Annotated in this window: 21 protein-coding genes; 6 read left to right on the top strand and 15 right to left on the bottom strand. The window is 72.5% G+C overall.

The features are described from left to right. Positions 1-94 precede the first annotated feature (94 nt). From OG589_RS43530 to OG589_RS43515, 4 genes are read left to right on the top strand one after another with little or no spacing between them, the layout of a single operon-like run. The gene (locus OG589_RS43530; RefSeq protein WP_405144797.1) at positions 95-1,474 is read left to right on the top strand and encodes a molybdopterin-dependent oxidoreductase; all 1,380 of its coding nucleotides are present in this window, start codon (positions 95-97) and stop codon (positions 1,472-1,474) included. An 11-nt stretch (positions 1,475-1,485) separates the two neighbouring features. After that, positions 1,486-2,040, top strand: a complete 555-nt coding sequence (locus OG589_RS43525; RefSeq protein ID WP_405144796.1) for a hypothetical protein — start codon at positions 1,486-1,488, stop codon at positions 2,038-2,040. A gap of 12 nt (positions 2,041-2,052) precedes the next feature. Beyond that, positions 2,053-2,916 carry a trehalase-like domain-containing protein gene (locus tag OG589_RS43520; protein WP_405144795.1) on the top strand — a complete coding sequence of 288 codons (864 nt, stop codon included), beginning with the start codon at positions 2,053-2,055 and terminating at the stop codon, positions 2,914-2,916. Beyond that, a complete protein-coding gene (locus tag OG589_RS43515; protein ID WP_405152238.1) occupies positions 2,832-3,677 on the top strand; it encodes a glycoside hydrolase family 15 protein in 846 nt (281 codons plus the stop codon). The genes OG589_RS43520 and OG589_RS43515 overlap by 85 nt, the downstream gene beginning before the upstream one ends. Here the strand turns inward: OG589_RS43515 and OG589_RS43510 are convergent. From OG589_RS43510 to cutA, 13 genes are all read right to left on the bottom strand, one after another. Then, positions 3,613-4,554 carry a hypothetical protein gene (locus OG589_RS43510; protein ID WP_405144794.1) on the bottom strand — a complete coding sequence of 314 codons (942 nt, stop codon included), beginning with the start codon at positions 4,552-4,554 and terminating at the stop codon, positions 3,613-3,615. The two genes, OG589_RS43515 and OG589_RS43510, sit on opposite strands and share 65 nt — an antisense overlap. Continuing rightward, complete coding sequence (locus OG589_RS43505; protein ID WP_405144793.1) at positions 4,551-5,246, bottom strand: hypothetical protein; 696 nt, start codon at positions 5,244-5,246, stop codon at positions 4,551-4,553. Before OG589_RS43505 ends, OG589_RS43510 begins: the two co-directional genes overlap by 4 nt. A 173-nt stretch (positions 5,247-5,419) precedes the next feature. After that, positions 5,420-8,416, bottom strand: coding sequence for a BTAD domain-containing putative transcriptional regulator (locus tag OG589_RS43500; protein ID WP_405144792.1), 2,997 nt, complete (start codon positions 8,414-8,416; stop codon positions 5,420-5,422). Positions 8,417-8,444: 28 nt separating this feature from the next. Beyond that, a complete protein-coding gene (locus OG589_RS43495; protein WP_405144791.1) occupies positions 8,445-8,882 on the bottom strand; it encodes a pilus assembly protein TadG-related protein in 438 nt (145 codons plus the stop codon). Next, positions 8,879-9,295, bottom strand: a complete 417-nt coding sequence (locus OG589_RS43490) for a TadE family protein (protein WP_405144790.1) — start codon at positions 9,293-9,295, stop codon at positions 8,879-8,881. Before OG589_RS43490 ends, OG589_RS43495 begins: the two co-directional genes overlap by 4 nt. After that, the gene (locus tag OG589_RS43485; protein WP_405144789.1) at positions 9,286-9,738 is read right to left on the bottom strand and encodes a TadE/TadG family type IV pilus assembly protein; all 453 of its coding nucleotides are present in this window, start codon (positions 9,736-9,738) and stop codon (positions 9,286-9,288) included. The genes OG589_RS43490 and OG589_RS43485 overlap by 10 nt, the downstream gene beginning before the upstream one ends. Then, complete coding sequence (locus OG589_RS43480) at positions 9,735-9,968, bottom strand: hypothetical protein (RefSeq protein WP_363915954.1); 234 nt, start codon at positions 9,966-9,968, stop codon at positions 9,735-9,737. Before OG589_RS43480 ends, OG589_RS43485 begins: the two co-directional genes overlap by 4 nt. Then, positions 9,969-10,895: a type II secretion system F family protein gene (locus OG589_RS43475; protein ID WP_405144788.1), complete on the bottom strand. Its 927-nt coding sequence runs from the start codon at positions 10,893-10,895 to the stop codon at positions 9,969-9,971. It lies immediately after the preceding gene. Next, a complete protein-coding gene (locus OG589_RS43470; RefSeq protein ID WP_405144787.1) occupies positions 10,888-11,799 on the bottom strand; it encodes a type II secretion system F family protein in 912 nt (303 codons plus the stop codon). Before OG589_RS43470 ends, OG589_RS43475 begins: the two co-directional genes overlap by 8 nt. After that, a complete protein-coding gene (locus OG589_RS43465; RefSeq protein WP_405144786.1) occupies positions 11,796-13,103 on the bottom strand; it encodes a CpaF family protein in 1,308 nt (435 codons plus the stop codon). The genes OG589_RS43470 and OG589_RS43465 overlap by 4 nt, the downstream gene beginning before the upstream one ends. Next, positions 13,100-13,891: a hypothetical protein gene (locus OG589_RS43460; protein WP_405144785.1), complete on the bottom strand. Its 792-nt coding sequence runs from the start codon at positions 13,889-13,891 to the stop codon at positions 13,100-13,102. The genes OG589_RS43465 and OG589_RS43460 overlap by 4 nt, the downstream gene beginning before the upstream one ends. A gap of 1 nt (position 13,892) precedes the next feature. Beyond that, the gene (locus OG589_RS43455) at positions 13,893-14,594 is read right to left on the bottom strand and encodes a hypothetical protein (protein WP_405144784.1); all 702 of its coding nucleotides are present in this window, start codon (positions 14,592-14,594) and stop codon (positions 13,893-13,895) included. 369 nt (positions 14,595-14,963) lie between these two features. Then, a complete protein-coding gene (gene cutA / locus OG589_RS43450; protein WP_405144783.1) occupies positions 14,964-15,317 on the bottom strand; it encodes a divalent-cation tolerance protein CutA in 354 nt (117 codons plus the stop codon). A 408-nt stretch (positions 15,318-15,725) separates the two neighbouring features. Between cutA and OG589_RS43445 the strand changes: the two genes are divergently transcribed. Further along, positions 15,726-16,337 (top strand): hypothetical protein, encoded by a 612-nt coding sequence (locus OG589_RS43445; RefSeq protein WP_405144782.1) that lies wholly within the window; start codon positions 15,726-15,728, stop codon positions 16,335-16,337. 102 nt (positions 16,338-16,439) lie between these two features. Continuing rightward, on the top strand, positions 16,440-21,266 hold the full coding sequence (locus tag OG589_RS43440; RefSeq protein WP_405144781.1) for an FtsK/SpoIIIE domain-containing protein: 4,827 nt from the start codon (positions 16,440-16,442) through the stop codon (positions 21,264-21,266). 9 nt (positions 21,267-21,275) lie between these two features. Here OG589_RS43440 and OG589_RS43435 read toward each other — a convergent pair whose 3' ends face one another. Continuing rightward, positions 21,276-23,777, bottom strand: a complete 2,502-nt coding sequence (locus OG589_RS43435) for a BTAD domain-containing putative transcriptional regulator (RefSeq protein ID WP_405144780.1) — start codon at positions 23,775-23,777, stop codon at positions 21,276-21,278. Positions 23,778-24,010: 233 nt separating this feature from the next. Beyond that, on the bottom strand, positions 24,011-24,940 hold the full coding sequence (locus tag OG589_RS43430) for a type II secretion system protein (RefSeq protein WP_405144779.1): 930 nt from the start codon (positions 24,938-24,940) through the stop codon (positions 24,011-24,013). Positions 24,941-25,121 lie beyond the last annotated feature (181 nt).

Here is a 25,121-nt window from a genome sequence, read left to right as displayed (position 1 = left end):
GGGACATTTCCGACATATAGCCACTTTAATAATGAAGTCGGGCAATGGTTCTGTCTGTCCCGCCGTGGCGGGACACGGGTATCGGGGGTGATCGATGCCGGATCGGCCGCCGCCAGGGGGCGCTCAGGATGACCGCGAGCCCGCCGAGAGTGCGCACCCGAAAGGCACGGGTCCGAGAAGAGCGGGCATCGCCGCGTGGCTGGAGGAACACCCGCCACCCGGTCCGTTCCGGCCGGAGTTCTGGCGCAGCCCGCTGCGCGGCCCCTGGCTGACGTCGGTGCTCGGCCTCGTACTACTGTTCGGGATCCCGATCGTCGCGATCACTGGACTGATCTCGTACGCCGCCTACGACCCACGGTTGCCGGGCAACGAGACGACTCCCGAGAGGGGACTGCTCGGCTTCTACCTCTTCGACTGGCCGACGCACCCGGTATGGCTGTACCGGGTCACGCAAGGGGTGCACGTCATCCTGGGACTGACGTTGGTCGCGGTGCTGCTGGCCAAGCTGTGGTCGGTGATCCCCAAGCTGTTCACGTGGCCGCCGGCCCGATCCCTCGCCGAAGCGGTGGAGCGGGCCAGCCTGCTGCTCCTGGTCGGCGGAGCGGTGTTCGAATTCGCGACCGGCATCCTGAACATCCAGCTCTTCTACGTCTTCCCGTTCTCCTTCTACCCCGCGCACCTGTACGGCGCGTGGATCTTCCTCGGGGCGTTCGCCGTCCACGTCGCCTTCAAGCTGCCGAAGATGGTCCGTTCGCTGCGGTCGCGGAGCATCCGCGGCGAGCTGCGTACCGGCCTGGAAGGCACCCGGCCGGAACCGCCGGACCCCGACGGCTTGGTCCCTCCGCGCCCGGCGGAGCCCACCATTTCACGGCGGGGCATGCTCGCCCTCGTCGGTGGCGCCTCACTGGCGCTGCTCGGCCTGTCGGTCGGCCAGACCATGGACGGGCCGCTGCGCCGCACCGCGCTGCTGGCCCCGCACGGACGGGACTATGGCCCAGGCCCCAACGACTTCCAGGTGAACAAGGCCGCGACCGCCATGGGCATCGATCCGGCCGACACCGGCCAGGACTGGCGGCTGGAACTGGCCGGGCCACACCCGGTCCGCCTGGACCGCGCGGAGCTGCTGGCGATGCCGTTGCACACCTACGCACTGCCGATCGCGTGCGTGGAGGGGTGGTCGACCGAGCAGACGTGGACCGGCGTACGGCTGGCCGACCTGGCCCGGCTGGCGGGGGCGGTGCCCGGCACGGTGGACGTGTTCGTCGAGTCCCTGGAACGCGGGGGCGCCTTCGGCCAGGCGTCGCTGAGCGCGGGGCAGGTGGCCGACCCCCGCTCCCTGCTGGCGTTGCGGGTCAATGGCGCCGATCTCTCCCTAGATCACGGTTTTCCCGCCAGGATCATGGTTCCGAACGCTCCCGGCGTGCACAACACGAAGTGGGTCCGCAAGCTCAGCTTCCACCCGACGGCGTCGTGAGGGGACGGGCCATGCCTTCCAGGATCCGTGGCATGCACCGGTGGGTCTCGGCTCGCTACGGGGCCGACCCGCTGCACCTGCTGGCGCTGATCTCCTGCTTCGCGCTGGCAGGGTACGCCGCAAGCCGCGTCGTCGCCGCCGGCATCGTGGTCGGTTTCCTGGTGTGGTTCGTCGGCGCCGCGATCATCCACGACCTCCTGCTATACCCGCTCTACGCCCTCGCCGACATCGTCGCGCAGCGGCGGCCGTGGCATCGCCGCCGACCGCCATCCGGCACCGTCAAGTGGCCGCCATTGATCAACTACGTGCGCGTACCGGCCGTGCTGTCCGGACTGCTGCTGCTCGTCTGGTTTCCCCTGATCCTCCGGTTCGCCGAGTCCAACTACAAGAGATCAGCGGCGCTGGACACGAGCCCGTACCTGGGCCGCTGGCTGCTGGTAACCGGCGTGTTCTTCGCCGGATCGGCCCTCGCCTACGCGGTTCGAGTGCGCCGGCACCAGTCCGCCTCCGGGTCGCGGCCCGGCCTCCAGCCGCCGCGAGCCCCGCGATCCGCACCCAACGGTTGACGGGACGACTCCTTGAGCACGCGGCCGATCAGCGACCACGCCCTGCTGGGGGACTGCCGATCCGCGGCCCTCGTCACATCCGACGGCTCGGTGGACTGGCTCTGCATGGCGCGCTTCGACAGCCCGTCGATCTTCGCCCGGCTGCTCGACGAGGATGCCGGATTCTGGTCCATCCGCCCCACCTGTCCCGCGGAGGTCACCCGCAGATACCTGAACGACACCCTGGTGCTGGAGACCACCTTCCACGGCGTGGACGGAACCGTAGTGCTCGTCGACGCGCTGGCTATGGGCAACGGGGAACGAGGTCACTCGATGGGCGTGTCCTCACCTGGGGTCCTCCTGCATGAGGTGACCTGTGTCGAAGGACGCGTGCCCGTGGAGGTGGCGTACGCGTCGCGACCCGAGTTCGGGCTCGTCCGGCCGTTGATGCGACCGATCCGCGGCGGCCTGGCAGCGCATGGCGGCGCCCAGATCCTCACCCTGTCGACCCCCGTCGAACTGCGGGTGAGCGGTTCCACCGCGGACACCACGGTCACGCTGCGAGCCGGGGAACGCCTCGGCCTGGCGCTGCAGGCCGACTGGGCCTGGGGTCCCGAACCGCCGCGACGGCATCCGCGGCACGTCCACCGCCGCCTCAAGGACACCATCGCGGGCTGGCGTTCCTGGTCCCGGCTGCACGCGCGCTACCAAGGTCCCTGGCAGGATCAGGTGGGCCAGAGCGGGCGGGTGCTGCGGGCGCTGACCTTCGTCGCCGACGTTCTCGGGCAGCGAGGTGGTGGGACGACGCGTGGCTGCAGCGCCAGACCGACGTCTACGGGGAGCTGCTCGACGCGGCCCACCAGATCTACCGCGACGCGTGCCCGCTCGACGCGCTGACCCGCTCGTTCCTGATCGGTGTGGCCGAGACGGCCGCCCGGCGCTGGCGGGAACCGGACCAGAGCCTTTGGGAGATGCGGGGTCCCAGCCGGCACTTCCTGCACTCCAAGCTCATGTGCTGGTTGGGCCTGGACCGGGCGATCGCCCTGGCTCAGATGCTGGGGGCCACCGGCCGCGTCGCCGACTGGACGTGCACCCGCGACCAGATCCGTGCCGAGATCCTGACGCGCGGCTGGAACCCGCGGGTGGGCGCCTTCACCCAGACGTTCACCGGCACCGATCTGGACGCCTCCGTGCTCATGATGCCGCTGGTCGGGTTCCTGCCCGGCGACGACCCCCGCGTGCGGGCCACCGTGGACGCCGTCGCCACTCGACTGACCGACGCACGAGGCCTGGTCCACCGGTACAACGCCGCCGACGGACTCCCGGGCGAGGAGGGCACGTTCCTGCTGTGCACCTTCTGGCTCGCCCACGCCCTGGCCTTCACCGGCGAAGGGGCCCATGCCAAGCGGGTGTTCCAGACCGCGGCGTCGTACGCCAACGACGTGGGCCTGCTGGCCGAGGAGGTCGACTCGGTCACCGGGGAACCCATCGGGAACTTCCCGCAGGCCTTCAGCCACTGCTGTCGCCGTCGCGGCCGTCCCGGAGGGGCCCGGGAGATGACATCGTCCGCTCTCCCAAGCAGCCTGGCCCAGGTCAGGAGTCGCCGGTGGTGCTCTTGCGGACGGTGGTCTGGACCTCTCCTACGGGGACGTCCCTGACCGCTGTCGCCTGGACCGGCTGGAAGGCGAACCCGCCCGCGCCGCCGGCCGTCACCGGCCACTCGGTGGTCACGGTCAGCGTGTACGTCTTACGCGCCTGGTCGGCCGAGGCACGGAGGTAGCGGACCCCGCAGGTGAACGTGCCGCCCTTCACGTACGGGTGGCCGGTCGGGCCGCAGGCGTCCTTGACCTCCGCCCGGTCGGCCGTCGTACCAGGATCGATCTTGACGCGAGCGAGGGTGGCCGTCACGGTCGCGGACATGACGCCAGGGATCTCGGCCGTCACCGACCGGGTGGTGGCCCCGATGCCGGTCAGCCACACCCAGGTCGGGAGGTTCACGTAGCTCTTGACGTTGGGGCTGAGCTCGATCTTGGGCTCGGGCACCGTCAGCGCGGCACGGGCGAGGTCGTACAGCTCCTGGAGGGTGATCCCGCCGGGCGGCGTCGCCCCCTGCGGCACCCAGACGGCTCCGGGCAGGCCGGTCGCGCACGCGAGGCCGTCGGGGTCGGCGGCGTTGTACGCGGGCGCCCACCAGCGGCCGTTCTGCCCAACCTTGTCCTTGTACTGCTTGAGGAACTGGTCGAAGTCCTCGGCGGTGCCGGTCGGATGGGTGTGGAACCAGTCTTCCCTGATGTTCTGCTGCCGGTTCAGCATGTCGTCGGCCTTGTCGCCGGGCTCGTACCAGCAGGGACGCTTGACGCGGTACCCGTCGCCCTTGGCGCCGAGGCCGTTGCCGCTCAGCACGATCTTGGAGTCGCGCAGGATCACGCCGCTCGTGCGACCGTCCTGGAAGCCGGTGCCGCGCGGGCCTCCGGGGTCGAGGACGGGGGCGGTCGTCAGCGAGGCGGCCAGGACTAACGACAACAGCGATCTCATCGGCGGCACTCCTTCGCACGCTCGTGGGGGTAGGAGGCGTGCAGGTAGGTCCTGACCCGCCAGGCTCCGTCGTCGCCCTTCCGCACGGCCGCGACCTGGAGGTAGACCGAGGTGGGCCGCCGGGTCCATGCGGGCTGGGCGGCGATCGGACGGCCGCTGTCGGCCTCCGTCACCCGGACGCCCGACTCGTCGACGCAGGCGTCCACCTCGGCGCCCCGCCCGGAGGCCGACGCCACGCGCATGGCGTACACCTTGGCGGACCCGGTGGCCGACTCGCGCCGGTCGACGAAGCCGCGGACCCAGGTGTAGGCGTCCCGGCCGGCCTGGTCCTCGACCCCGGAGAGGTAGGCGGTGTCCTTGCCCTCGGTGACGACGGCCTTCCAGGATCCGACGTAGCCGTCGGTGAAGGCCTTGACCATGGCCTGCTGCGCGCCGTCGAGACCGGAGGGCCACTCGATGGACACGCTCATGCCGGGCGCGACCTCGACGTTCTCCACCCCCGGCTTCGACAGCACCTGCGGAGCGCCGAGCGGGCCCTGCGTGGCGGCGGCGGATGGGTCGGCTGAGGGGTCGGTGGCCGTGGCGCCGGAGGACGCGGGGCCGTCGGCAGGGGTGAACGGGCGCTCCGCGCCGGCGGCCGAGCATCCGGTGCCCAGCAGCGCGACGGCGGCCAGGGCAGCCCGCATCCGCATGCCGACGACGCTAACCACGGGCCGGGAGCTCGAACCAGCGTTATGCGCGTATCGGCATGACTCGCGGGAAACATCCTGACCCGCGCGCCCCATCCCTCTCACTCCCGCCGCCGCCTTTCCCCTGCTTATCGGGCTCGTGCCCTCATGTCGGTAGTTTTCGTGCTTCTCGCTGATCACGCGGACGGCATCGAGTGCAGCCGCCAGGTGGGCAGCAGCTCGTCGATGAGCGACTCGGTCTCCGGGGCCATCCCTCCGCCATAGGGATGGGAGGAGGACCGGCGGTGCAGCCCGTCGACCACGGCGCGCAGCTTGAGCGGGTCGCCGGTGGCGTGGGCGGCGCGCAGCAGGTCGCGCCAGAGGCCCTCGTCGTCGGCCGCCAGCAGCAGCCCCGCCCGCACCGCGGCCACGGCCGCCTCGGCGTCGCCGTGGGCGAGCCGCACCTCACAGAGCCTGTGGGCGGCGTCCGCCACGCTCGCGGCCACCTCGTACTCCAGCTCGTCGGCCGCCAGCCAGGCATAGCGCCCGCGCGGCCTTCCGTTGAGCAGCGGGCCCCGCACCAGCCCCAAAGCCTTCTCCAGGAGCACTGCCCGGGCGCTCGGGTCGTTGTGCGAGCGCCGGACGAGCTCGCGGAACAGCTGCCAGTCGGACCGTACCTCGGGACCGAGCCGCAGCCGCCCGGTGTCGTCGGTACGGAGGTTCGGCCTGCCCTCACTGTCGGTGCCCAGCCACTCGGCCACCCGGGCGATCGTCGCGTCCCGCACGACGGCCTGCACGCCGCGCGGCCACAGGATGCCGCCGAGCACGACCGGATGCACCCCGGCCGGATGGGTGGCCAGGTAGACGACCAGCTCGCACGCCAGCTCGGCCCTGCCCTCCTCCAGGGGCGGCACCGGCCCGATCTCGATCGGGCCGAGCACCCGCACGTTGATCGAGGGCGTGGTGGTGAACTCGCGCGGCTCCTCGTCCTCGCGCACCGGCTCACCCTCGCGGCGCTCGGCCGTGCGGAACAGCTCGACGACGGCGTCGTAGTGGCGCCGGGGCAGCAGTTGCGCCGCCACGGTGACGCCGAGCGCCTCCACCCGTGCCTTGCCCTCCTCCGTGATCTCCCAGGTCCAGGTGGGGTGAGGCACGTCACCGGCGATGACGTACCCGGCGGCCATGCGGGCGCCCGCGCGTCCGAGCTTCGCCAGGCGAGCGGCCTCCCCGGTATCGGGCCCGATGGCGGACAGCAGGAAATGCGGAGGCCAGACGGGGTCGGCGGCCCGGCCGTGGACGCGGCCGGTGAGCACCTGCGTGCCCGCGGCGGACATCTCCTCGGCCCTCGCCTCCAGCTCGGGCAGCGCCTCGGCCAGGGTGCCCACCACCCGGACGCGGTGCGGGGCGATCGTCGCCAGGTCGTTGCCGAAGCCCACCAGCGTGACCCGCATCTGGTCGGACCAGCGGTTGGTCGCCAGCTCCACGGCCAGCGCGGCGAGGGCGTCGCGCACGCGATGGCCGGCGATGGCGATCACGCCGTGCGCCGCTTCCAGGTCGATCAGCACCCGGCCCGACTCGGTGACGCCGAGCGAGACGAGACCGGGGTACGGGGCGGGCGCGTCGGCGAGCGCGTGCTCGTCGATGCCCCGGCCCTCGTGTGCGAGCAGCCGCCAGGTGCGGCCGCCGTCGTGCGACTCCCAGGGCTCGGGGGCGTCCTGCTCCGGCGGGTGGATCCACAGGTCGAGCCCCCGCGCGGACAGGTGCACGGCGTAGATCGTCGGAGGCACGCGGCCCTGCTCGGCCAGGAGCTTGCCGAGCAGGCGCAGCCCGTTGTCGAGCATGCGGCTGCCGGGGGCGTCGGAGCCGAGGCGCAGGGCGACCTCCGCGCCTGCGGCGTCGCCCCTCGGCCGGGGGATGCGGTGACCGAACGCACGGTGCCAGAGCTGCTCGCGCCTGCGCCGGCCGAGCGCCGCGAGAAGGCCGGCCGCCGCGAGCGAACCGCCCGCCAGGTAGTCGACGAGATCTAGGCCACCGCCCTGGTCCTGCTTCTCCGGCCTTTCCGGTAATTCGATCTTTTCGGCCTTCTGGGGTTTCTCCACGGGCTTCACGGAAGGGGAGATGGTCGCCTGCGGGAGTTTGGGAATGGCCGAGACCGGGGGCACCTTCGGCACGGCGGGAAGGTGATAGGTGCGCTGGGGCAGCGCGGGCGGTGGCAGGACGATCTTCGTTTCATCCTTTTCCGCGGTTTCGTCCTGCGCGCTCCGGCCCTCACCGGCGGGGTCCTTGATGGCCTGTCGTTCGGTGCCTTGGTCCTTCGTGGCCTGGCGTTCGGTGGCGTCCGGGGCGACGAACTGCGTGCGGCCGTCCATCTCGACGGGCTTGCCCGGGTGGCGCTTGAGCGTCGTCTCGCGCTGCTCGTCCACCGGGACCACGTGCACGTTCCTGGCGTCGTCCGGCATGTCGAGCACCCAGCCCGGCTTGATCAGGTCGGCCATCTGCAGCCGGGTGCCGTCGGGCTGCGCCTTGTGCTGGTTGAGGCGGTAGATCTCCGGATAGCGCCGTCCGTCGCCGAGGCACTTGTCGGCGATCTCCCAGAGGCTCTCATGGTGGCGCCCGTGCGGAGGCTGGACGACGTACACCTTCTTGACCTGGCGCACCACGTCGAGCGAGCCCTGCTCCTCGGGGATGGGAGCGGTGAGAGCCGCCGCCACGACGGAGGGCCTGGCCGGCGGCGGGCCGGAGGCGATGCCCGCGATCGGTATCGCGACGGCCGACACGGTGAACAGCATCAGCGCCGTGGACACGAGCCGGTTGGCCAGCGCCTGCGGCCCGCCCGAGAGCGGCACGCGTACGGGCATGCCGATGCGGCGGATGCCGGAGTACACCTCGACGATCACGCACAGCACGAGCTGGAACCACGTGAGCCAGACCAGCAGCACGAGGATGGCGACAGCGGTGCTGGTGCTGACCTGCCTGGTCAGGAGGTCTCCGTTGAGAAGCTCCTCGGGCAGCGGCGGGCCCGCGAGACGCAGGAGGGCATAGGGGACGCCACCCATCAGCGCGGCGAGGGCGATGAGCGCCGCGATGCCGGCGATCACGTCGCCGACCGTCCGTCGCGGCCGGATGCGCCGGGGCGGCGCCGCCGGGGTGATCCCGGACGACGGGCGCGATGGGGGTCTGCGTTGCGCGGTCATCTCTCTCCCTCCTTCGTCTCCGCCCCGGTCACGGCTGCTGGTCGCCGGGATCGGGGCCCGCGGTGGCGACGCCGGACATGGCGGAGCCGGAGAACCCGAGCGCGGCGAGGAACACGGCGTTCCACCGGGCGCTCACCGCGACGGTCACCTCCGCCTGGCCCGCGCCGGTCTGACACCGGGTGAGCCGGACATCGGCGTCGCCGTGCGCGTCGACGATCTGCTGGGCCCGGCCGCACACCGCCCGGTCGTCGCCGAGCAGGCGCACCTGGCCGGTGGCCCGGAGGTTCTCGACGTCGATCTGGTCGGCCGCCGCCCGCGCGGCCTGCTCCGCGATGTCGGACGCGCGCAGCCTCGCGTTGATGGCCGCGCCGCCGTCGACCAGGAGCCCGGCCAGCATGAACACCACCACGGAAAAGATCACGACAAATACTGACATCGAGCCCTGGTCTTCCCGGAGCCGTCTCACTCGACCCTCCGGAACTGCTCCAGCGGCACCACCGAGTCACCCTTCATCTGCTTGAGCACGCCGAACCCGAGGAAGTCGAGCTTCAGGTCGCACGTCACGGTCGCCCGTACGCTGCCGCCCTCCTTCCAGTCGCTGCCGGAGAGGCTGACCTTCGGTCCGCACTGGTCGTCGAGCGCGGCCCCGGCGGCGTCGCGGGCGGCGCCCTCGGCCGCCGCGAGCGTGCGCTGCACGGAGGCGGCGCGCGCGGCGTCCCTGGCGGCCCCGTTGACCTCGCCCTGCGCCTCGACCACCCGCCCGGCCCCGACGAGGAACATCAGGAAGAGCAGGAAGACGGGCGCCAGCATCACGGTCTCGACCGCCATCGACCCCCGGTCACGCGCGAAGACCTCATGGCCTCGCACTGTCAGCCGCACCTGCCGCTCCCGTCGTCGGGGCGGAAGCACTCCACCGGGCCGCCGAACCGGGACGTGATGGTGAACGCCGTGCGGGGCAGCAACGGGACCACGGAGACGCCTCCGCCGGTCACCTCGACACCGCGCTCGCCACCCTGCTCCCACGCGCGAGCCTTGGCACCTTCGAGCAGCCGGGGCCCGATCGTGCGGACGACCTGGAGGGCCCTGGCCTCGGCCCGGCCCTGCCAGCCGCTGCCGGAGGCCCCTGCGGCACGCGCGATCCTGGCGCCCTCGCGCGCGGCCGCGTCCGCCACCTGGCGGCCGTGGAACCACAGGACCGACTGCACGACCAGCAGGATCACGATGAGCAGGACCGGCATGAGCAGCGCCAGCTCCACCACCGTGGCCCCCCGGTCGCGCCGTCGCGGCAGGACGGCCTTCGGGGACGAGGGCCGCCCGGTCACGGCTTTCCGCCGGTACCGCCGCCCCCGCCGAAGTTGCTCTGGATCTCGGCCTGCTTCTGGGTGACCAGAGTCTTGATCAGCGTGGCCAGGCCGAGGGCCACGCCGGCGATGATCGCGGTGATGATCACCCATTCGACGGCGGAGGCTCCGCGCGAAGGGGCGGTCCTGGCACGGTCGACGCGCACGTGCAGCACGGCGACCAGGTAAGTAAGCCACGGTGGTGTGAACATCTATGACCCCAACATCTTCATCGCTGCCGGAAAACTGAGAAAGATCACGAATCCCGCGCAGAGCAGGAGCTGGGCGACCAGCATGGACTGCGAACGCTCGCCGGCCTGGCCCTCGACCTCGGCGAGCTCGCGCCGCCGCATGGTCGCCGCCCGGGCGGTGAGCGAGGCGCGCACCTTGGCGCCGTCGTCGGCGACCAGGCCGAGCGCCGCCGACAGGTCGCGCAGCTCGTCGACGTTGATCTCGTCGCCGAGCTGGCCGAGCGCCTGCCAGGGAGTTATGCCGACGATCCTGGCGTTGGCCAGGGCCTCGCGGATGCGGGCCATGGCCCAGTTGGACGAGCCGCCGCCCTCGCCGACCGACACCGCCATCAGCAGCGCCTCCGGCACGCCCCTGCCGCCCGCGAGGTTCATCGCCACCAGGTCGAGGAACGCTCCCACGGCGTGCCGGAAGTCGCGCCTGCGTACGGCGGCGTCCCTGCGGATCTGCAGGTCGGGAAGGAAGAAGAAGACCAGGGCGACGATCAGCGCCCCCCACAGCGGCACCTGGAGCGAGACGCCCCACCCCATCAGCAGCAGCCAGCCGGCCAGGATGGGGAAGGCCAGCAGCCCGGACACCGCGAGCAGCATCTTGGTGGCGAGGTACCCCTCGAAGGACCTGCCCAGCAGAGCGAGGTCGGCACGGGTCGAGCGGACCTCCCAGCCGCGAGCGGTGTAGAACTGCGCGAGCCGTACACCGAGGCCGCGGCGGAAGGCGCTGACCTCCTCGTCGGGGCTGATGAGCCTGAGCCGCTGTGCCTCGTCGCCGTCGCGGGCGGAGTCCAGGGCGAGCAGGCGGGTCACCAGGCCGGGCCTCGGCGGGAACAGGGCCCTGATCAGCAGGAACAGGCCCAGCCCGAACAGGGCCCCGGCGAGGACGTTCTCAGCCATGGACGCCTCCGGACATCAGCTCGCGCTCCAGGGGGGCGCTCGACGCCGGCCCGAGGAGCCTGGCGGGCTTGTCGAATCGGGCCAGCCGCCGCATCCAGGCGAAACCGGCGCCGAACAGCCCGGCGACGACGACGAGCACGGCCTGCCCCAGCAGGGAGTCGTACTCCTGGACGTAGGAGGGGTTGAAGACGACCAGCGCCGCGGCGAACGCGATGGCCGTGCCGACCACGATCTGGACGCTGCGGCGCGTCGACCGGCGCTCGGCCTCCACGCGGCGGCGCATGTCGAGCTCCTCGCGAGCGGAGACGGCGAGCGCGCCGAGCACCTCGCGAAGGCCGGGGCCGCGCAGCTTGGCGTTGAGGATGAGCGCGGCGATCACCAGGTCGGCGGAGGGGTCGTCGAGCTCGTCGGCGAACATCCGCAGCGCGTCGGCCAGGGGCATCCTGGTGTGCAGGCGGTCGACCATGGAGCGCAGGTGCGGCCTGAGCATGGGCGCCGCCGCCCTGATGGAGGACGGGATCGCCTGTTCGAGGCCGGCCGCCCCGGCGATGGTGTCCCTGAGGGACTCGGTCCAGGCCGCCAGGCCTTCGAGCCTGCTCATGGCCGCCCGCTCCTCGGCCGCGCCGCCGGTGAGGCCGCGCCAGGCCAGTACGAGCAGCACCGCGCCCGCCGCCATGACCGGCCAGCCGGTGATCACCAGCACCATGCCGCCGGTGATGGTCGCGACCGCGGAGCGCGTGGAGAGCCTGCGCAGCACCTCACGGCGCCGGGCGCCACGGTCGGGCGAGGGCGGCCCCGGGCGCAGCCCGTACAGGGAGAGGCCGAGCAGGAACAGCCCGCCGCCGGTCACGGCGCCCGCGAGGATCGCCAGCGGGTCGAAGAGCCCGGCCGGGAGCGGGATCATGACCAGGCTCCCATCGTCGGGTCGTAGCCGTGCCGGGCCAGGTCGTCGATGCAGGCGATCGGCGCGTGCGGCACGGCGTGGCCGTCGGGGCCCGGGGCGAAGATCTCGGAGGACAGCACCCGCCCGTCGACCCCGGCCACCTCGCGGATGCTGGCGATGTAGCGGCGCAGCCGGCCGCCCTCGTGGTAGTCGTTGCGCTTCTCGATGAAGACCACGAAGTCGATCGCCCCCGCGATGAGCATGTGGGTGGCCTCGATCGGCAGGCGCTCCTCGGCCTGGAGGGCGTAGGTGGCGATGCGGTTGAAGACCTCCATCGAGGAGTTGGCGTGGATGGTCGACAGCGACCCGTCGTTGCCCTGGGTCATGGCGTTCAGCATCGTCACGATCTCGTCGCCGAGCACCTCGCCGACGATCACCCGGCTGGGGTTCATGCGGAGCGAGCGCCGCACCAGCTCGGCCATGGTGATCTCGCCCTGGCCCTCGGAGTTGGGCAGGCGGTGCTCGAACGCCACGACGTTGGGGTGCAGCTCGGGGAACTGGTCGAGCCCGAGCTCCAGCGCGCGCTCGACCGTGATGAGCCGCTCGTGGGGCGGGATCTCGTTGGCCAGGGCCCGCAGCAGCGTGGTCTTCCCGGCGTTCGTGGAGCCCGCGATCATGATGTTCTTCCTGGCCCCCACAGCCGCCGACAGGAAGCGCCCGATCTCGGGGGTGAGGGTGCCGTTGCCCACCAGGTCGCTGAGGAAGACCTTGCCGAGGCGCGCCCGGCGGATGGACACGGCGGGGCGCACGGTGACGTCCATGACGGCGGAGAGCCGCGAGCCGTCGGGGAGCCGCAGGTCGAGCTGGGGGTTCGCGGTGTCGAACGCACGGCTGGACAGGCCGCTGTAGGCCGCGAGGATCTGGATCAGCTCGATCAGCTCCTCGTCGGTCTCGGCCACCGGATCGTGGACGAGCTCCTGGCCGTCGGCGTACCCGACGAACACGCGGTCGCAGCCGTTGACGTCGATGTTCTCGACCTCGGGGTCGTCCAGCAGCGGCTGCAGCCGGCCGACGCCGAACAGGGCGGCGTGGATGCCCGCCGCCAGCGCCTCCTCCTCCTCGGCCGTCGGAGGGGTGCGCCCCGAACCGATCTCGCTCCGCGCGTGCTCCTCCAGCACCTGGGAGATCAGCGCCCGGGCGAACTGGCGCTCGTCCTCTCCGGACATGGGCACGAGGCCGCTCGCCTGGTCGAGCCTGCGCTGGTGCGCGAGCCGGTCACCGACCTCCTGCCGGAACCGCTTCACCAGCGTGTGGTCGATGCTCATGTAGCTCGTTCCCCCGTTCGTGGGCGTGGCGGTTCGGCCCCGGCGGGCTCGCGGCCGGGCGCCACCCGGGCGGCGAGACGGCCGGCGAGCTCGCGTGCCGTGCGGATCAGCAGGGAGCGGTCCAGCCGGCCGCCCCACTGGCCCCTGAGCAGCTCGGCGCCCTTCGGGTCGTACGCCAGGCCGGCCACGAAGGCGACGTCCCTGGTGGTGGCGCCGACGATGCGGCGCACCTCGTCGATCGAGCCGCGGTAGGACCGGGGGTCCGCGATCACCACGACGCCGACCTGCCCGGAGACCAGCATGAGCCGCTCGCGCAGGTGCGCCACGTGGTCGAGGCTCGGCCGGGTGAACAGCAACGTGAGCTCGGCCTCGGCGATCAGGTCGCCCATCTGCGGGTGGGCGCCGAGCCTGCCGCAGTCGGCGAGCACGTCGGCCCCCGGCAGCGCGGCGAGCGCCCGGCCGAGCGGGCCCCACAGCCAGGTCAGCCCGGCGGCCTGCTCGCCGTTGGTCAGGCCGGTCAGCACGTCGAGGCCGCCGACGAGCTTCTGGGTGTGCTCGTGGACCTGCTCGGGCCGCAGGCCGCGGCGGGCCATTGCGCCCAGGCTCAGCAGGCCTCGGCCGGGGTTGAGCACGTTTCCGTCCACGCTGGGCAGGCGGTAGACCAGGTCGCCTCCCGAGGGGTCGCATTCGGCGAGGAGCACCGGCCGCGGCCACACGGCGCCGAGCGCCGTCGCGGCGGTGGTCACGCCGGGCGCCCCCTTGTCGGCGGCGAGCGCGATGAGCGCCACGTCAGCCGGTTCCGGAGAGCTTGCCGAGGGCGATCTCACCGCTTGAGGAGTACATGGCGATCGCCGGGGAGACCGTCGCGTCGACGATGATCGACACCAGGCCCGAGCTGCTCCCCTCGCTGGTGCCCACGCTCTCGACCAGCGCGCTCGGAGCGAGCACCTTGCCCTGGGCCGTGCCCCGGCCCGAGCCCGGGACGTACAACACCTGGACGTGGTCGCCTCTCGTGAGGCTCAGCGGCATCTGGCCGGCCTTGAGCGCGAGGCCAAGGGTGATCTTGCCGGGGCCGACCTGCTCGCTCGCGTTGCTCACCATCTGCTCGGTGAGCAGGGTGCCGGGGATCAGGGTCACCCGCGCGAAGGTGGCGGCGACCTCCTGCCGGTGGCTCCAGGAGACGTACGGGATGCCGGTGTCGGCGATCTGGACCTCTTCCATCGCCTCGGGGAGGATCGGCTGGCCCGCGCCGATCTGCTGGGTGATCTGGATGGCCGACACGCGGTCGCCGCTGCGGAGGACCAGCAAGGTCGTGGCGAGCGCCCCGCCGAGGACGAGCAGCAGCGCGAGGGCGGCGAGGGCCGGCTTGCGCTCGCGAGGCGGCACGGGGAGCTTGCGGGAGGCCGGTCCGGACAGCGTGCCCGGGGACCCCGGGCGCTCCGAGTTCACGGGCGCACGGCTGTCACGGTCGGGTTTCTCGCTGATCCTCATGGGTGGGGGGCTCCCGAATCAGGAACCAGGCCGACACCCTCACCATGCGCTGAAATCGGCCGCCACCGGGGCTGACCGAGATGAACCGCATGACCACGGTGCGGGACGGCATGGTCACGGATATGTAGGACGGGGGGTCGTTGGGTTATCTTCCGGAATTCTCATGCCATTGTGTGCAGCTTGCACCAAGCTCATGGATAGAAACCGGACCCATGCTTATCCACTATGGATTAACTGTCAACGGGAGCGTCAAGAATCGCAGCGGTCCCGTGACACCGCTCGACATGATATTTCCGCTGTTATTCCCCTTTGTATCGAACGTATCGTCAGCCACAGTTACCACTCTGGTTTCCCCTGCGAAGCGGCATCTTAACCGCCCGTCTCGCGGCCGTCGCCGCCAGGTCCAGGCCGCGTCTCCTCGTCGATCCAGTGCAGATAGGCGGGAAGGCCGCCCTCGACGGGGAGGCTGATGATCTCCGGCGTCTCGTACGGATGCTCGCGGCGGATGTGCTCGGCCAGCTCGGCCGAGCGCTCGCGGGTGGTCTTGATGAGCAGCAGGTACTCCTCGGCGGTCTCCACGGCGCCTTTCCACCGGTAGGTGCTCGTGACGGGACCGACGATCTGGACGCAGGCGGCGAGCCTCGCGGAGACGGCGGACCGGGCGAGCTCGGCGGCCTTGTCACGGTCCTCGACCGCGACCTGGACCTGCACGTAGTCCGGCATGAGAGCCCCTTTCTCCTCGCTGGACCGGCCCTTCGCGACCGGTTGTACACAGCTTTATCCACAGCGACGGGGGGTTATCCACGGGCACACTTCTGCCCGATTCGTGGCGATAAATCCGGTTTAAGATCGAAAATCAGCCCACAACGCCCCCGAGTTATCCACAGGAGGGCGGGTTATCCACAGCCGTCACCCACAGACGCCTGTGGGAAACCCGTGGGACGACATGACACCCCGCGATAACCACCCAGGTTAGCGGTCTTTCCGTATCGGTCTTTAGGCACGAGACCATGCGAAACGAGCACGGATGTGCTGAAAACTGGAAAGGCGGGAAGGATAGCTACGTCCCCCCTCGACAGATACATAGTCCGGCCCGGCACCTGGGTGCGGAACTCTTGAGAAGGAGGGGTCATGCACAGAATTCTGGCGTCGAGCGTCGGGCTGGCCACAACCGTCCTGCTGGTAAGCGCATGTGGCGGAGCCGGCAAGCCCGCGACCAGCTACAGCAGGGCGGCGGCGAACGCCACCGAGTCACCGACCAGCACCGAGATGTCCCCATACCCCTCGCCGACGAGCACGTCGACCACGAGCCCCACCTACACCTCGCCGGGAGCGTCGCCGTCGGGGACCGAGTCCATGCTGAGCCCCATGCCGACGCCCGAGCACGCGAAGGTCAAGGTCGCCGACTCGAAGTACGGCAAGGTCCTGGTCGGCGAGAACGACAAGGCCCTCTACGTCTTCGAGAAGGACAAGGACAACACGTCCAACTGCTACGACAACTGCGCGATCACCTGGCCGCCGCTCCTCACCCGCGGCAAGCCCCACGCGGGCACCGGAGTGAAGGACAGCCTGCTCGGCACCACGACGCGCAAGCAGGGAGAGAAGCAGGTCACCTACGACAAGCACCCGCTGTACTACTACACCGGCGACCTGCGGGCCGGAGAGTACAACGGTCAGGGCAAGAACGAGTTCGGCGGCAAGTGGTATCTCATCAGCCCTGACGGCAAGAAAGTGGAGAAGTAGGGAGACGGGCACCCGCAGGTCTGGTTGACGTAAACCTCCGGACCGGATGAACTCCCGTCGCTACCTTATGCGCGGGAGAGCCGGACCCGGAGGAGACGCCGCATGCGGATCATGCTTACCGTGGTCTCAGAGCACGGACACCGTGACGTCGTCATCGACGGTGACGAGGAGACCACGGTCGCGGGCCTCGCGGCGGCGTTGAAGGGCGCGCCGGGAGAGCCCCGAGGCAACGTCGTACGGCTGGCGCGGGCGCGCGCGCCCTACGGCCTCGGCGGACAGGCACGCCCGCGCGGGCGCGAGGTGCCCTCGCTGTGGGTCGACGGCAGGCGGCTCGACCCGGACGCGCCCATGGTCGCGGCGCTCCGCGACGGCGACCTGGTGACGCTCGACCAGCGGGCCGCCGGGTCCACGCTCCTCACGGAGCCCGGCGGAGTGGTGGAGATCAGGGTGGTCGGAGGGCCCGCTGCGGGCTCGGTCCACCGGCTCGGCCTGGGCGTCCACGTCATCGGGTCCGACCCCGCGTGCGCGGTGCCGGTCGGCGACCACCAGCTGCCGCCCGAGGCGGCCGAGGTGCGCGTCACGCCGGACGAGGTCCTCGTCAGGTCGGTCTTAGCCCCCGGCAGGCCTCCCGCCAAGATGTCGCGCAGGGCCAGGCGCAGGGCGAGGAAGCGGGCGCGGGCCGGGGCCCCTGAGGCCGGCGCCGAGAGCACCGAGGTCATCGGCGCCCTCACGCGCGGGGCGACGCACACCGTCCCCCAGCTCGCGGGCGAGCCGGTGAACGGCCCCCGCCCTTGGCCGGACGGCACGCCGCTCACCTGCGGGAACTCCGTGCTCGTCCTCCGGGCCACCGAGCCGCCCGACGCGCATCTGGACGTCCTGCCCGAGGGCGGCCTCGCCTACAACCGGCCGCCCCGCCTGCGCCCGGCCGAGCGCCGCAGGCGGTTCGAGGTGCCCGCGGAGCCCAGCCGGGGCGAGGGCATGCGGTTGCAGCTGCTGGCCGCCTGCCTGCCCGCCGTCCTCGGCTTCACCATGGCCGCGGTGTTCCACATCTGGTACTACCTGCTGATCGGGCTCATGACTCCCATGATCATGATCGGCCAGTGGATCAGCGACCGGCGGCACGGCCGCAGGAAGTACCGCCAGGACATGAAGGCGTACCGCGAACGCCTGGTCGCCTTCGAGGCGGCGGTCGAGAAGGCCAGGGCGGTGAACGAGCTCGAACGCCGCGCCGCCTCCCCCGACGCCGCCGAGCTGCTGCTCACCGCGACCGGTCCCCGGCGGCGGCTGTGGGAGCGCAGGAGCCACGATCCCGACGCGTTGCGGCTGCGCATCGGCCTGGCCGACCTGCCCGCGGAGATCGAGTTCGTTCCCGAGCGGGGCGCGGGTCCCGACATCCCGATGCCCGAGCTTCCCGTGGCCGGGGCCGTGCCGGTCTCGCTGGCGATGCGCCGGCTCGGCGTGGCGGGCATGACCGGGCCGCGCGAGGTGACGCTGGGCATCGCCCGTTCGCTGGTCGGCGCCGCCGTCACCCTGCACAGCCCGCGCGACCTCGCCGTGGTCGTGCTCTCGGCCGGAGCCGACGGGGCCGCGCAGTGGAACTGGGCGCGGTGGCTGCCGCACTGCGCGCCGCGGGACGCCGACTGCGTCGCGCTGGTCGGCGCCGACCCCGAGGCGGCGGCGCAGCGGGTGTCGGAGCTCGCGGCGCTGATCGGCGAGCGTCTCGGCCCCGACGACCACGGCCTGGCCCCGCTCGCCCCGGCCAAGGGGTGGGGGCGCTCGTTCCTGCCCGACGAGGAGCCCCTGTTCGCCGCCTACGACGACCGCCCGTACGACGTGCTGGTCATCCTCGACGGCGCCCAGGTGCTGCGCGCCCTGCCCGGCATGCCGCAGGTGCTCCGCCAGGGGCCGCGCGCCGGCGTCTACACGATCGCCATCGACGAGGACCAGCGGCTGCTCCCCGAGGAGTGCGCGACGGTCGTCGACTGCGGGCCCGAGGGGTTCGTACGGCTGCGCGGCGGGGGCCTGGACGCGATCGGCGAGATCCTCGCCGACCAGGTCTCCCCCGCGTGGTGCGAGCGCCTGGCCCGCTCGCTCTCTCCGCTGCGCGACGTGAGCAGGGACGACGCCGCTGTGGCGCTCCCCTCGTCCGTACGCCTGCTCGACCTGCTTGAGCTGAGTCCGACCGGCCGCGCGGTGGCGGCGCGGTGGCGGGCGGGCGGCCGCACGACCGAGGTGCCGATCGGCGTCGGGGCCGAGGGCACGTTCAGCCTGGACCTGCGCACGGACGGCCCCCACGCCCTCGTCGCGGGAACGACCGGAGCGGGCAAGTCCGAGCTGCTCCAGACGCTGATCTGCTCGCTGGCCGTCGCGAACCGCCCGGACGAGATGACGTTCGTGCTGATCGACTACAAGGGCGGCGCGGCGTTCAAGGAGTGCGTGCGGCTGCCGCACACGGTCGGCATGGTCAGCGACCTCGACGAGCACCTCACCCAGCGGGCGCTGGCCTCGCTCGCCGCCGAGATCCGCCGCAGGGAGCGGCTGCTGCTGGCGGCCGGGGCCAAGGACATCGACGACTACCACGAGCTCAGGGACCGCCCGCGTGAGAACGGCTCGCCGGCCGGTGGACTCCTCGCGCCCCTCCCCCGGCTTCTGCTGATCATCGACGAGTTCGCCGCCATGGTGGCCGAGCTGCCGGACTTCATGGACGGGCTGGTCGACATCGCCCGGCGTGGCCGGTCACTCGGGATCCACCTCGTCCTCGCCACCCAGCGGCCCGGGGGCGTGGTGACCGCCGACATCCAGGCGAACACCTCGCTGCGCATCGCGCTGCGCGTCACGGAGGCCACCGAGTCGGCCGACGTCATCTCCGGGCCCGAGGCCGCGCACATCTCCAAGTCCACTCCCGGCCGGTGTTACGTGCGGTCCGGCATCGGGGCCGCGCAGGCCGTCCAGACGGCGCGGGTCGGCGGGAGGGTGCCGGAGGCCGCGCGCCGGAGCTCCGGCCCGAGGATCGTGGAGGTCGGCTGGCGCGATCTCGGGCACCCGCTGCGCACGGGTCCGCAGGGGAGCGCGGGCGGGGTGGGCGGCGTGGGCGGCGGGCCCACCAGCGACCTGGCCGTCCTCGTGGACGCCGTGGTGGAGGCCACCCGCGTCATGGGCATCCAGGAGCAGCCGAGCCCATGGCTCCCCCCGCTTCCCGAGACGATCTTGCTGGAGGACTCCGCGTCCGGCGGCGCCTCGCCGCCCCTGCGGTCCGGCGCCGACATCGTGCCGATGCCACGGTCCGGCGGTGACGAGATGCCGCCGCAATTCGGCGGTGATCTCAGCGGTGACGCGGTACGACCGCAGCGGTTCAGCGCCGACGAGGTGCCGCCGCTGCGGTTCGGCCTCACCGACCTGCCGTGGGCCCAGGACCGGCGGCCGCTCGTCCTCGACCCCGCGCACGGCGGCCACCTGCTGATCGCCGGCACGGCCCGCACCGGCAGGTCCACGGCCCTGCGGACCCTGGCCGGCTCCATCGCCCTGCACGCCTCCCCCGAGGACGTGCACCTGCACGCGATCGACTGCGGCTCGGGCTCCCTGCTGCCGCTGGTGGCGCTCCCGCACTGCGGCGCGGTCGTCACCCGTGACCAGCTCGACCGCGTCGAGCGCCTGCTCACCCGCCTCCGCACCGAGGTCGGCCGCAGGCAGCAACTCCTCGCCGAGGCCGGATACGCCTCCCTGGCCGAGGCCAGAGCCGTGACCCGGAGCGGCGCGTCGCTCTCTCCGGGCGAGGCCAGCGCCGTGAGCAGGAGCGGCGCGCCGGCGGACACGGGGCTGCGGATGCCGTGGCTGGTGCTGATGCTGGACCGCTGGGAGGGCTTCGCGGCGGCGTTCGAGGGCTACGACTACGGACGGCTGCTCGACTCGTTCATGCAACTGCTCCGCGAGGGCCCGGCCGTCGGGCTGCGCGCCGTCGTGACCGCCGACAGGTCCGGCCTCCTCGGGCAGATCTCGACGCTGTTCGAGGACCGGCTGATCATGCGGCTGGCCGACCCGGCCGACTACGGCCTGGCCGGGCTCCCGCCGCGCAGCCTCCCGTCGGCCATGCCGCCGGGGCGCGCGATCTCCATCGGGGAGCAGGGGGTGGTCGAGAGCCAGATCGCCCTGCTGTGCGACGACCCTTCGGGGCCCGCCCAGGTCGCGGCGCTGCAGGCGCTCGCCCGTACGGCCGCGGCGCGGTTCCCTGGCCCCGGGTCGCTGCTGAAGGTGGACGCGCTGCCGATGCGGATCACCTCCTCCCAGGCCCTGGAGCTCGTCCCCGCCTTCGAGCCGCCCTCGCCCCTGTGGGCGCTGCTCGGCGCGGGCGGCGACTCCCTGGCCCCCCTCGGAGTCGACCTGCTCGCCCAGGGCCCCGCGGCCGTCATCGCGGGGCCGTCCAGGTCAGGCCGGTCGTCCGTGCTGCTCACCGCCGCCCGCTCGCTACTCGGCCAGGACACCCCGATCGCCGTGGTGGCTCCCCGCCGCAGCCCCCTGCGGGAACTGTCCGGGGAGCCGGGCGTGCTCACGGTCCTCGCCGGGGACGCGGGCGACCTGCCGGGCGCGCTCGCGGGCCACGACCGGTACGTCGTCATCGTGGACGACGCCGAGCTGGTGTCCCCCGACTCGCCCCTCGGCATGGCGCTGGAGGGCACGCTGCGCAGCGGCAGGGACGGCGAGCACGGGCTGCTGATCGCGGGCACCACCGGCGACCTCGCGACCGCCTACCGGGGGTTCGTGGCCGAGGCCCGCAAGGCGCGCACCGGGCTGTTGCTGTCGGTCCAGAGCCCGGCGGACGGCGACCTGTTCAACGTACGCCTGCCGCGCGGCGCCGTCGGCGGCCCTCCCGGCCGAGGCCTCCTGGTCGTCTCCGGCACCCCGACCCCGATCCAGACCGCCCTGACCCCCTAGCGTTCGTGGTCACTCTTCGCGTGTGGAGGAGGGAAGGAGTTCCGCGATCAGGGACTCCGTCTCGGGGACGAGTCGCCCCCAGTGCTGGGAAGCGGCGGCGCGCTGCCGCAGTGTGCCCACCCAGAGCTGGAGGGTGCCCATGTCGCCCGTGGCGTGCGCGGCCCGCAGCAGGTCGCGCCACAGGCCCTCATCGCCCTCCGAGACCCGCAGCCCGGCGAGCGCGGCCCCGATGGCGCCGTCAGGGTCGCCCGCCCGCATCCGCAGCTCGCACAGCCGGTGTGCGGCGTCGGACACCCGGGCCGTGACCTCCGGGCCCACCGGGTCCCCCGCCAGCCACAGGTAGTGCCCGGCCGGATGCCCCGCCGCCAGCGGCCCGCGAACCAGGGCGAGGGCGTCTTCGAGGGCCGCGGTCTCGTTCGGGGGATCGCGCCGCGCGAGCCGTACGAGCTCGCGGAACACCTGCCAGTCCACGCGCACCTCGGGGCCGAGGCGCAGAAGGCCCTCGGTGTCGACGTACAGGTTGAAACGTCCCGCGCTGTCCATGCCGAGCCACTCCTGCGCGCGGATGATGGCGGCGTCCCGTACGGCGGTCTCCACGCCGCCCGGCCACAGCGCCCCGTCCAGCGCCTTGGGGTGGACGCCGCCCGGGTGGGTGGCCAGGTAGGCGGCCAGCTCGGAGCAGATCGGCACCCGCTCCTCCTCCAGGGGCCGGGGCGTGAGCACCCGGACGGTCCCCAGCACAGAGACCTCCGCCGACGGCCGGAAGGACGGGTCGAGCTGCACCGCCGCGAGGCCGTTCGGCTCAGGCTCGGGCAATGGAAGCACGGTTCCGTGGGTGGCGTTACGGAAGAGCTCGGCGATCTGCGCGTACTGCCGCTCGCTCAGGAGCTGGCCCATGGCGTCCAGGCCGAGGTCCTTGACGCCCGCCCTGCCACCCTCGGTGAGCTCCCAGGTCCACGCTGAGCCGGGCGAGCCGTCACCCGCTATGAGACACCCGATCAGCATTCGCGTGCCCGTACGGGCCAGCTCGGCGAGCCGAGCGGCCTCGTCAGCGGTCGCCGGCAGGGCCGACAGCAGGTAGGCAGGCGTCCGGGCCCCGGCGCCGCCGGACACCGAGCCGGCCCCATCGGAACCGGCGGGCCGCGAATCGGCCGCACGTGCCGAGAGTTCGGGCAGCACCTCGGCGATGCTGCCCGCGACGACGACCCGATCGGGGGCCACCATGGCCAGCTCGTGTCCGAAGCCGACCAGGAGCAGCCTCACATGGTCGGACCACCGGTTGGTCGCCAGCTCGACGGCGGCCGCCGCGAGGGCCGCCGCCACCATCGGCCCGGGACCGCGGAGGTCGATCACGCCGCGGGCCGTCTCCAGGTCGATCAGCACCCGCCCGTTCTCGTTCGTGCCGATGGAGACGAGCCCGGGGTAGGGAGCGGGGGTGCCCGCCACGGCCTGCTCGTTCAAGGACGAGCCGTCAGGGGCGTCCAGTCGCCAGACCCTGCCGCCGTCCACGGCCGTCCACGGCGCGGGCACGTCCTCGTCACCCGGATGGATCCACAGGTCGATGTGGGTGGACGACAGGAAGGCGCCATACACGGTCGGGGGCGTGCGGCCCCTGGACGCCAGCTCCTTGCCGAGGTGGCGGAGTCCGAGGTCGAGCAGTCTCGCGCCGGCCTGGTCGGCGGCGATCTGGAGGGCCACCTCCGCGAGCGCTGCCTCACCTGCGGGCACGGGGAGCCCGCATCCGGGCGGCCGGGTCCAGAGGCGCTCCCGGCGCCTGCGTCCCAGCGCCGCCAGCAGCCCCGCCGCGGCGAGCGACCCGGCCGCGGCGAACCCGGAGATCGCACCGGCGACGGGAATCTCGGGCGCGGGTAGGCCGGGGAGCGGGGCGCCCGCGTGCCGCCCGGCTTCATAAGGTGCCGGTCCCTGCTCGGCCACGTTCACAGCGGGCGTGGGTCCCCCGCGACGATGCCGCGTTCCCCGAAAGTCCCGCGTGGCCTCGGGGTCCTCCGTATTCGTCACTCCCGTCGCCGTGGCGTCCATGCCGGCGTCGGCGTGGCGGGGCGAGCCGTCCGGACGTCCACCCGGATGCCGCTCCGGCACGGCGGGCGTCCCGGCCGCGAGGGCCCGCGGCGTTGCCGAGTCGGGCGCGGTGACCGGTACGGACGCGGTGGTGACCAGTCGATGGACCAGGGCCTGCGTGCCCCGGGCGAACGGGATACGGGGTGGCGGCCCGGGCCTGCGGATCGCGGACAGCTCGGCCACCACGCAGGCGACGAGCTGGAGCCAGACCGGCCAGACCAGCACCGACAGCATGTCGAGCACCGCGCCCGGTCCGAGCCGCCGTGTCAGCGTGTCCACTGAGAGCCCGCCATCGGGAACCGGAGAGCCGAAGACGCGGACCAGCGCATACGGCACCCCGGCCACCAGGGCGAGCAGAGCGACGACGGCGAGGACGCCGAGCAGGATGCCGGACGCCGTCCGCTCCGCCGGGCGCACGGGTGGTGTTGCCATTTCCTCGATCCCTGACCTGACCTGTCCGCGGGGATGCCTGACCTGTCCCCGGCCCTGGGGTGGCACTGGTGCCCGTGGCGCCGCCGCCCAATCCGATGGTGGTCAGGAGTATGCCTGCCATCCACCCGTCGCGAAGACAGCGACCGCCCATGCCGCGCCGTCATGACCACGGGCACCCGGAACCTCACTGGCAGCCGGGGATCCCGTCGTCGGGGCGGCTTGCCGCCTCCGTTTCATGATCCGAGCATCCTCATGGCCGCGGGAAAGCCCAGGAACAGGGCGAACCCGGCGCACAGCAGGAACCGGGCTACCAGCATCGACCGCGCACGCTCCCCCGCCCGGCCTTCGATCTCGGCCAGCCGGCGGCGGCGTATGGCCTCGGCGCGGGCCGCCAGCGACTGCCGGACCCCGGCGCCGTCCTCCGGGGCCATCCCGAGCGAGGGCGCCAGGTCGCGCAGCTCCTCCACGTCGATCTCCTCACCGAGCCGGGCCAGGGCCTGCCAGGGGGTGATGCCGGCGAGCCCGGCGTTCACCAGCGCGTCGCGGATCCGCCACATCGCCCAGCCGTCCCCGAGGGACGAAGCCGTCATCAGCGCCTCCGGCAGTGCCCCGCCGCCCGCGAGGTTCGTGGCCACGAGGTCGAGGAAGGCTCCGGCGACGCGCAGGAAGTCACGCCTGCGGATGGCGGCGTCCCGCCTGAGCCGCAGGTCCGGGAGCAGGAACAGGACCAGGGCGAGGACGATCGCCGCCGCCGGCGGCACCGCGACCCGGAACTCCCAGCCCATGAGCGGGCCCCAGTCCCAGCCCAGGAGCGGGATCCCGGCGGCCAGGATCGCCGCGGCCGGCGGGCCGGACGCGGCGAGGAGGTATTTGGTGGCGAGATGTCCCTCGAACGACCTGCCGAGCAACGCCAGATCGGCCCGGACCGAGCGCAGCTCCCATCCCCGTGCCGCATAGAAGCGCGCGGCCAACGCGCCGACCTCACGACGGAGCGCACCGGGCTCCCCCTCGGTGGTGACCACGCCGGCCCGGTACCCGTCCCGCCGTACGGCGTCGGCGACCAGGAGCCGCTCGGCGAGCCCGGGACGACTCGGAAACAGCGCACGGAGCAGCAGGAACACCCCCAGCCCTATGATCGCCCCGCCGATCAGCGGCCCCGTCACGGTCGCATCCCCGCCTCGACGGCGCCCTCGGCCGTGTCCCTGAAGATCAACGAACCCCTCACCACGTCACGCCAGTCTCCGGAGCGGGGGACGCCACGGCCCTGGCCAGCATTCGTCCGGGTCTGTCGGATCCGGCGAGCTGGGAAACTGCCGCGCCACTCTCACCGACCATCGGGCCCAC

Source organism: Sphaerisporangium sp. NBC_01403, from assembly GCF_045040145.1.
GTDB lineage: Bacteria > Actinomycetota > Actinomycetes > Streptosporangiales > Streptosporangiaceae > Sphaerisporangium > Sphaerisporangium viridialbum.
Note: the sequence above shows the minus strand (reverse complement) of the source record. Positions and strands in the feature narration are given on the sequence as shown.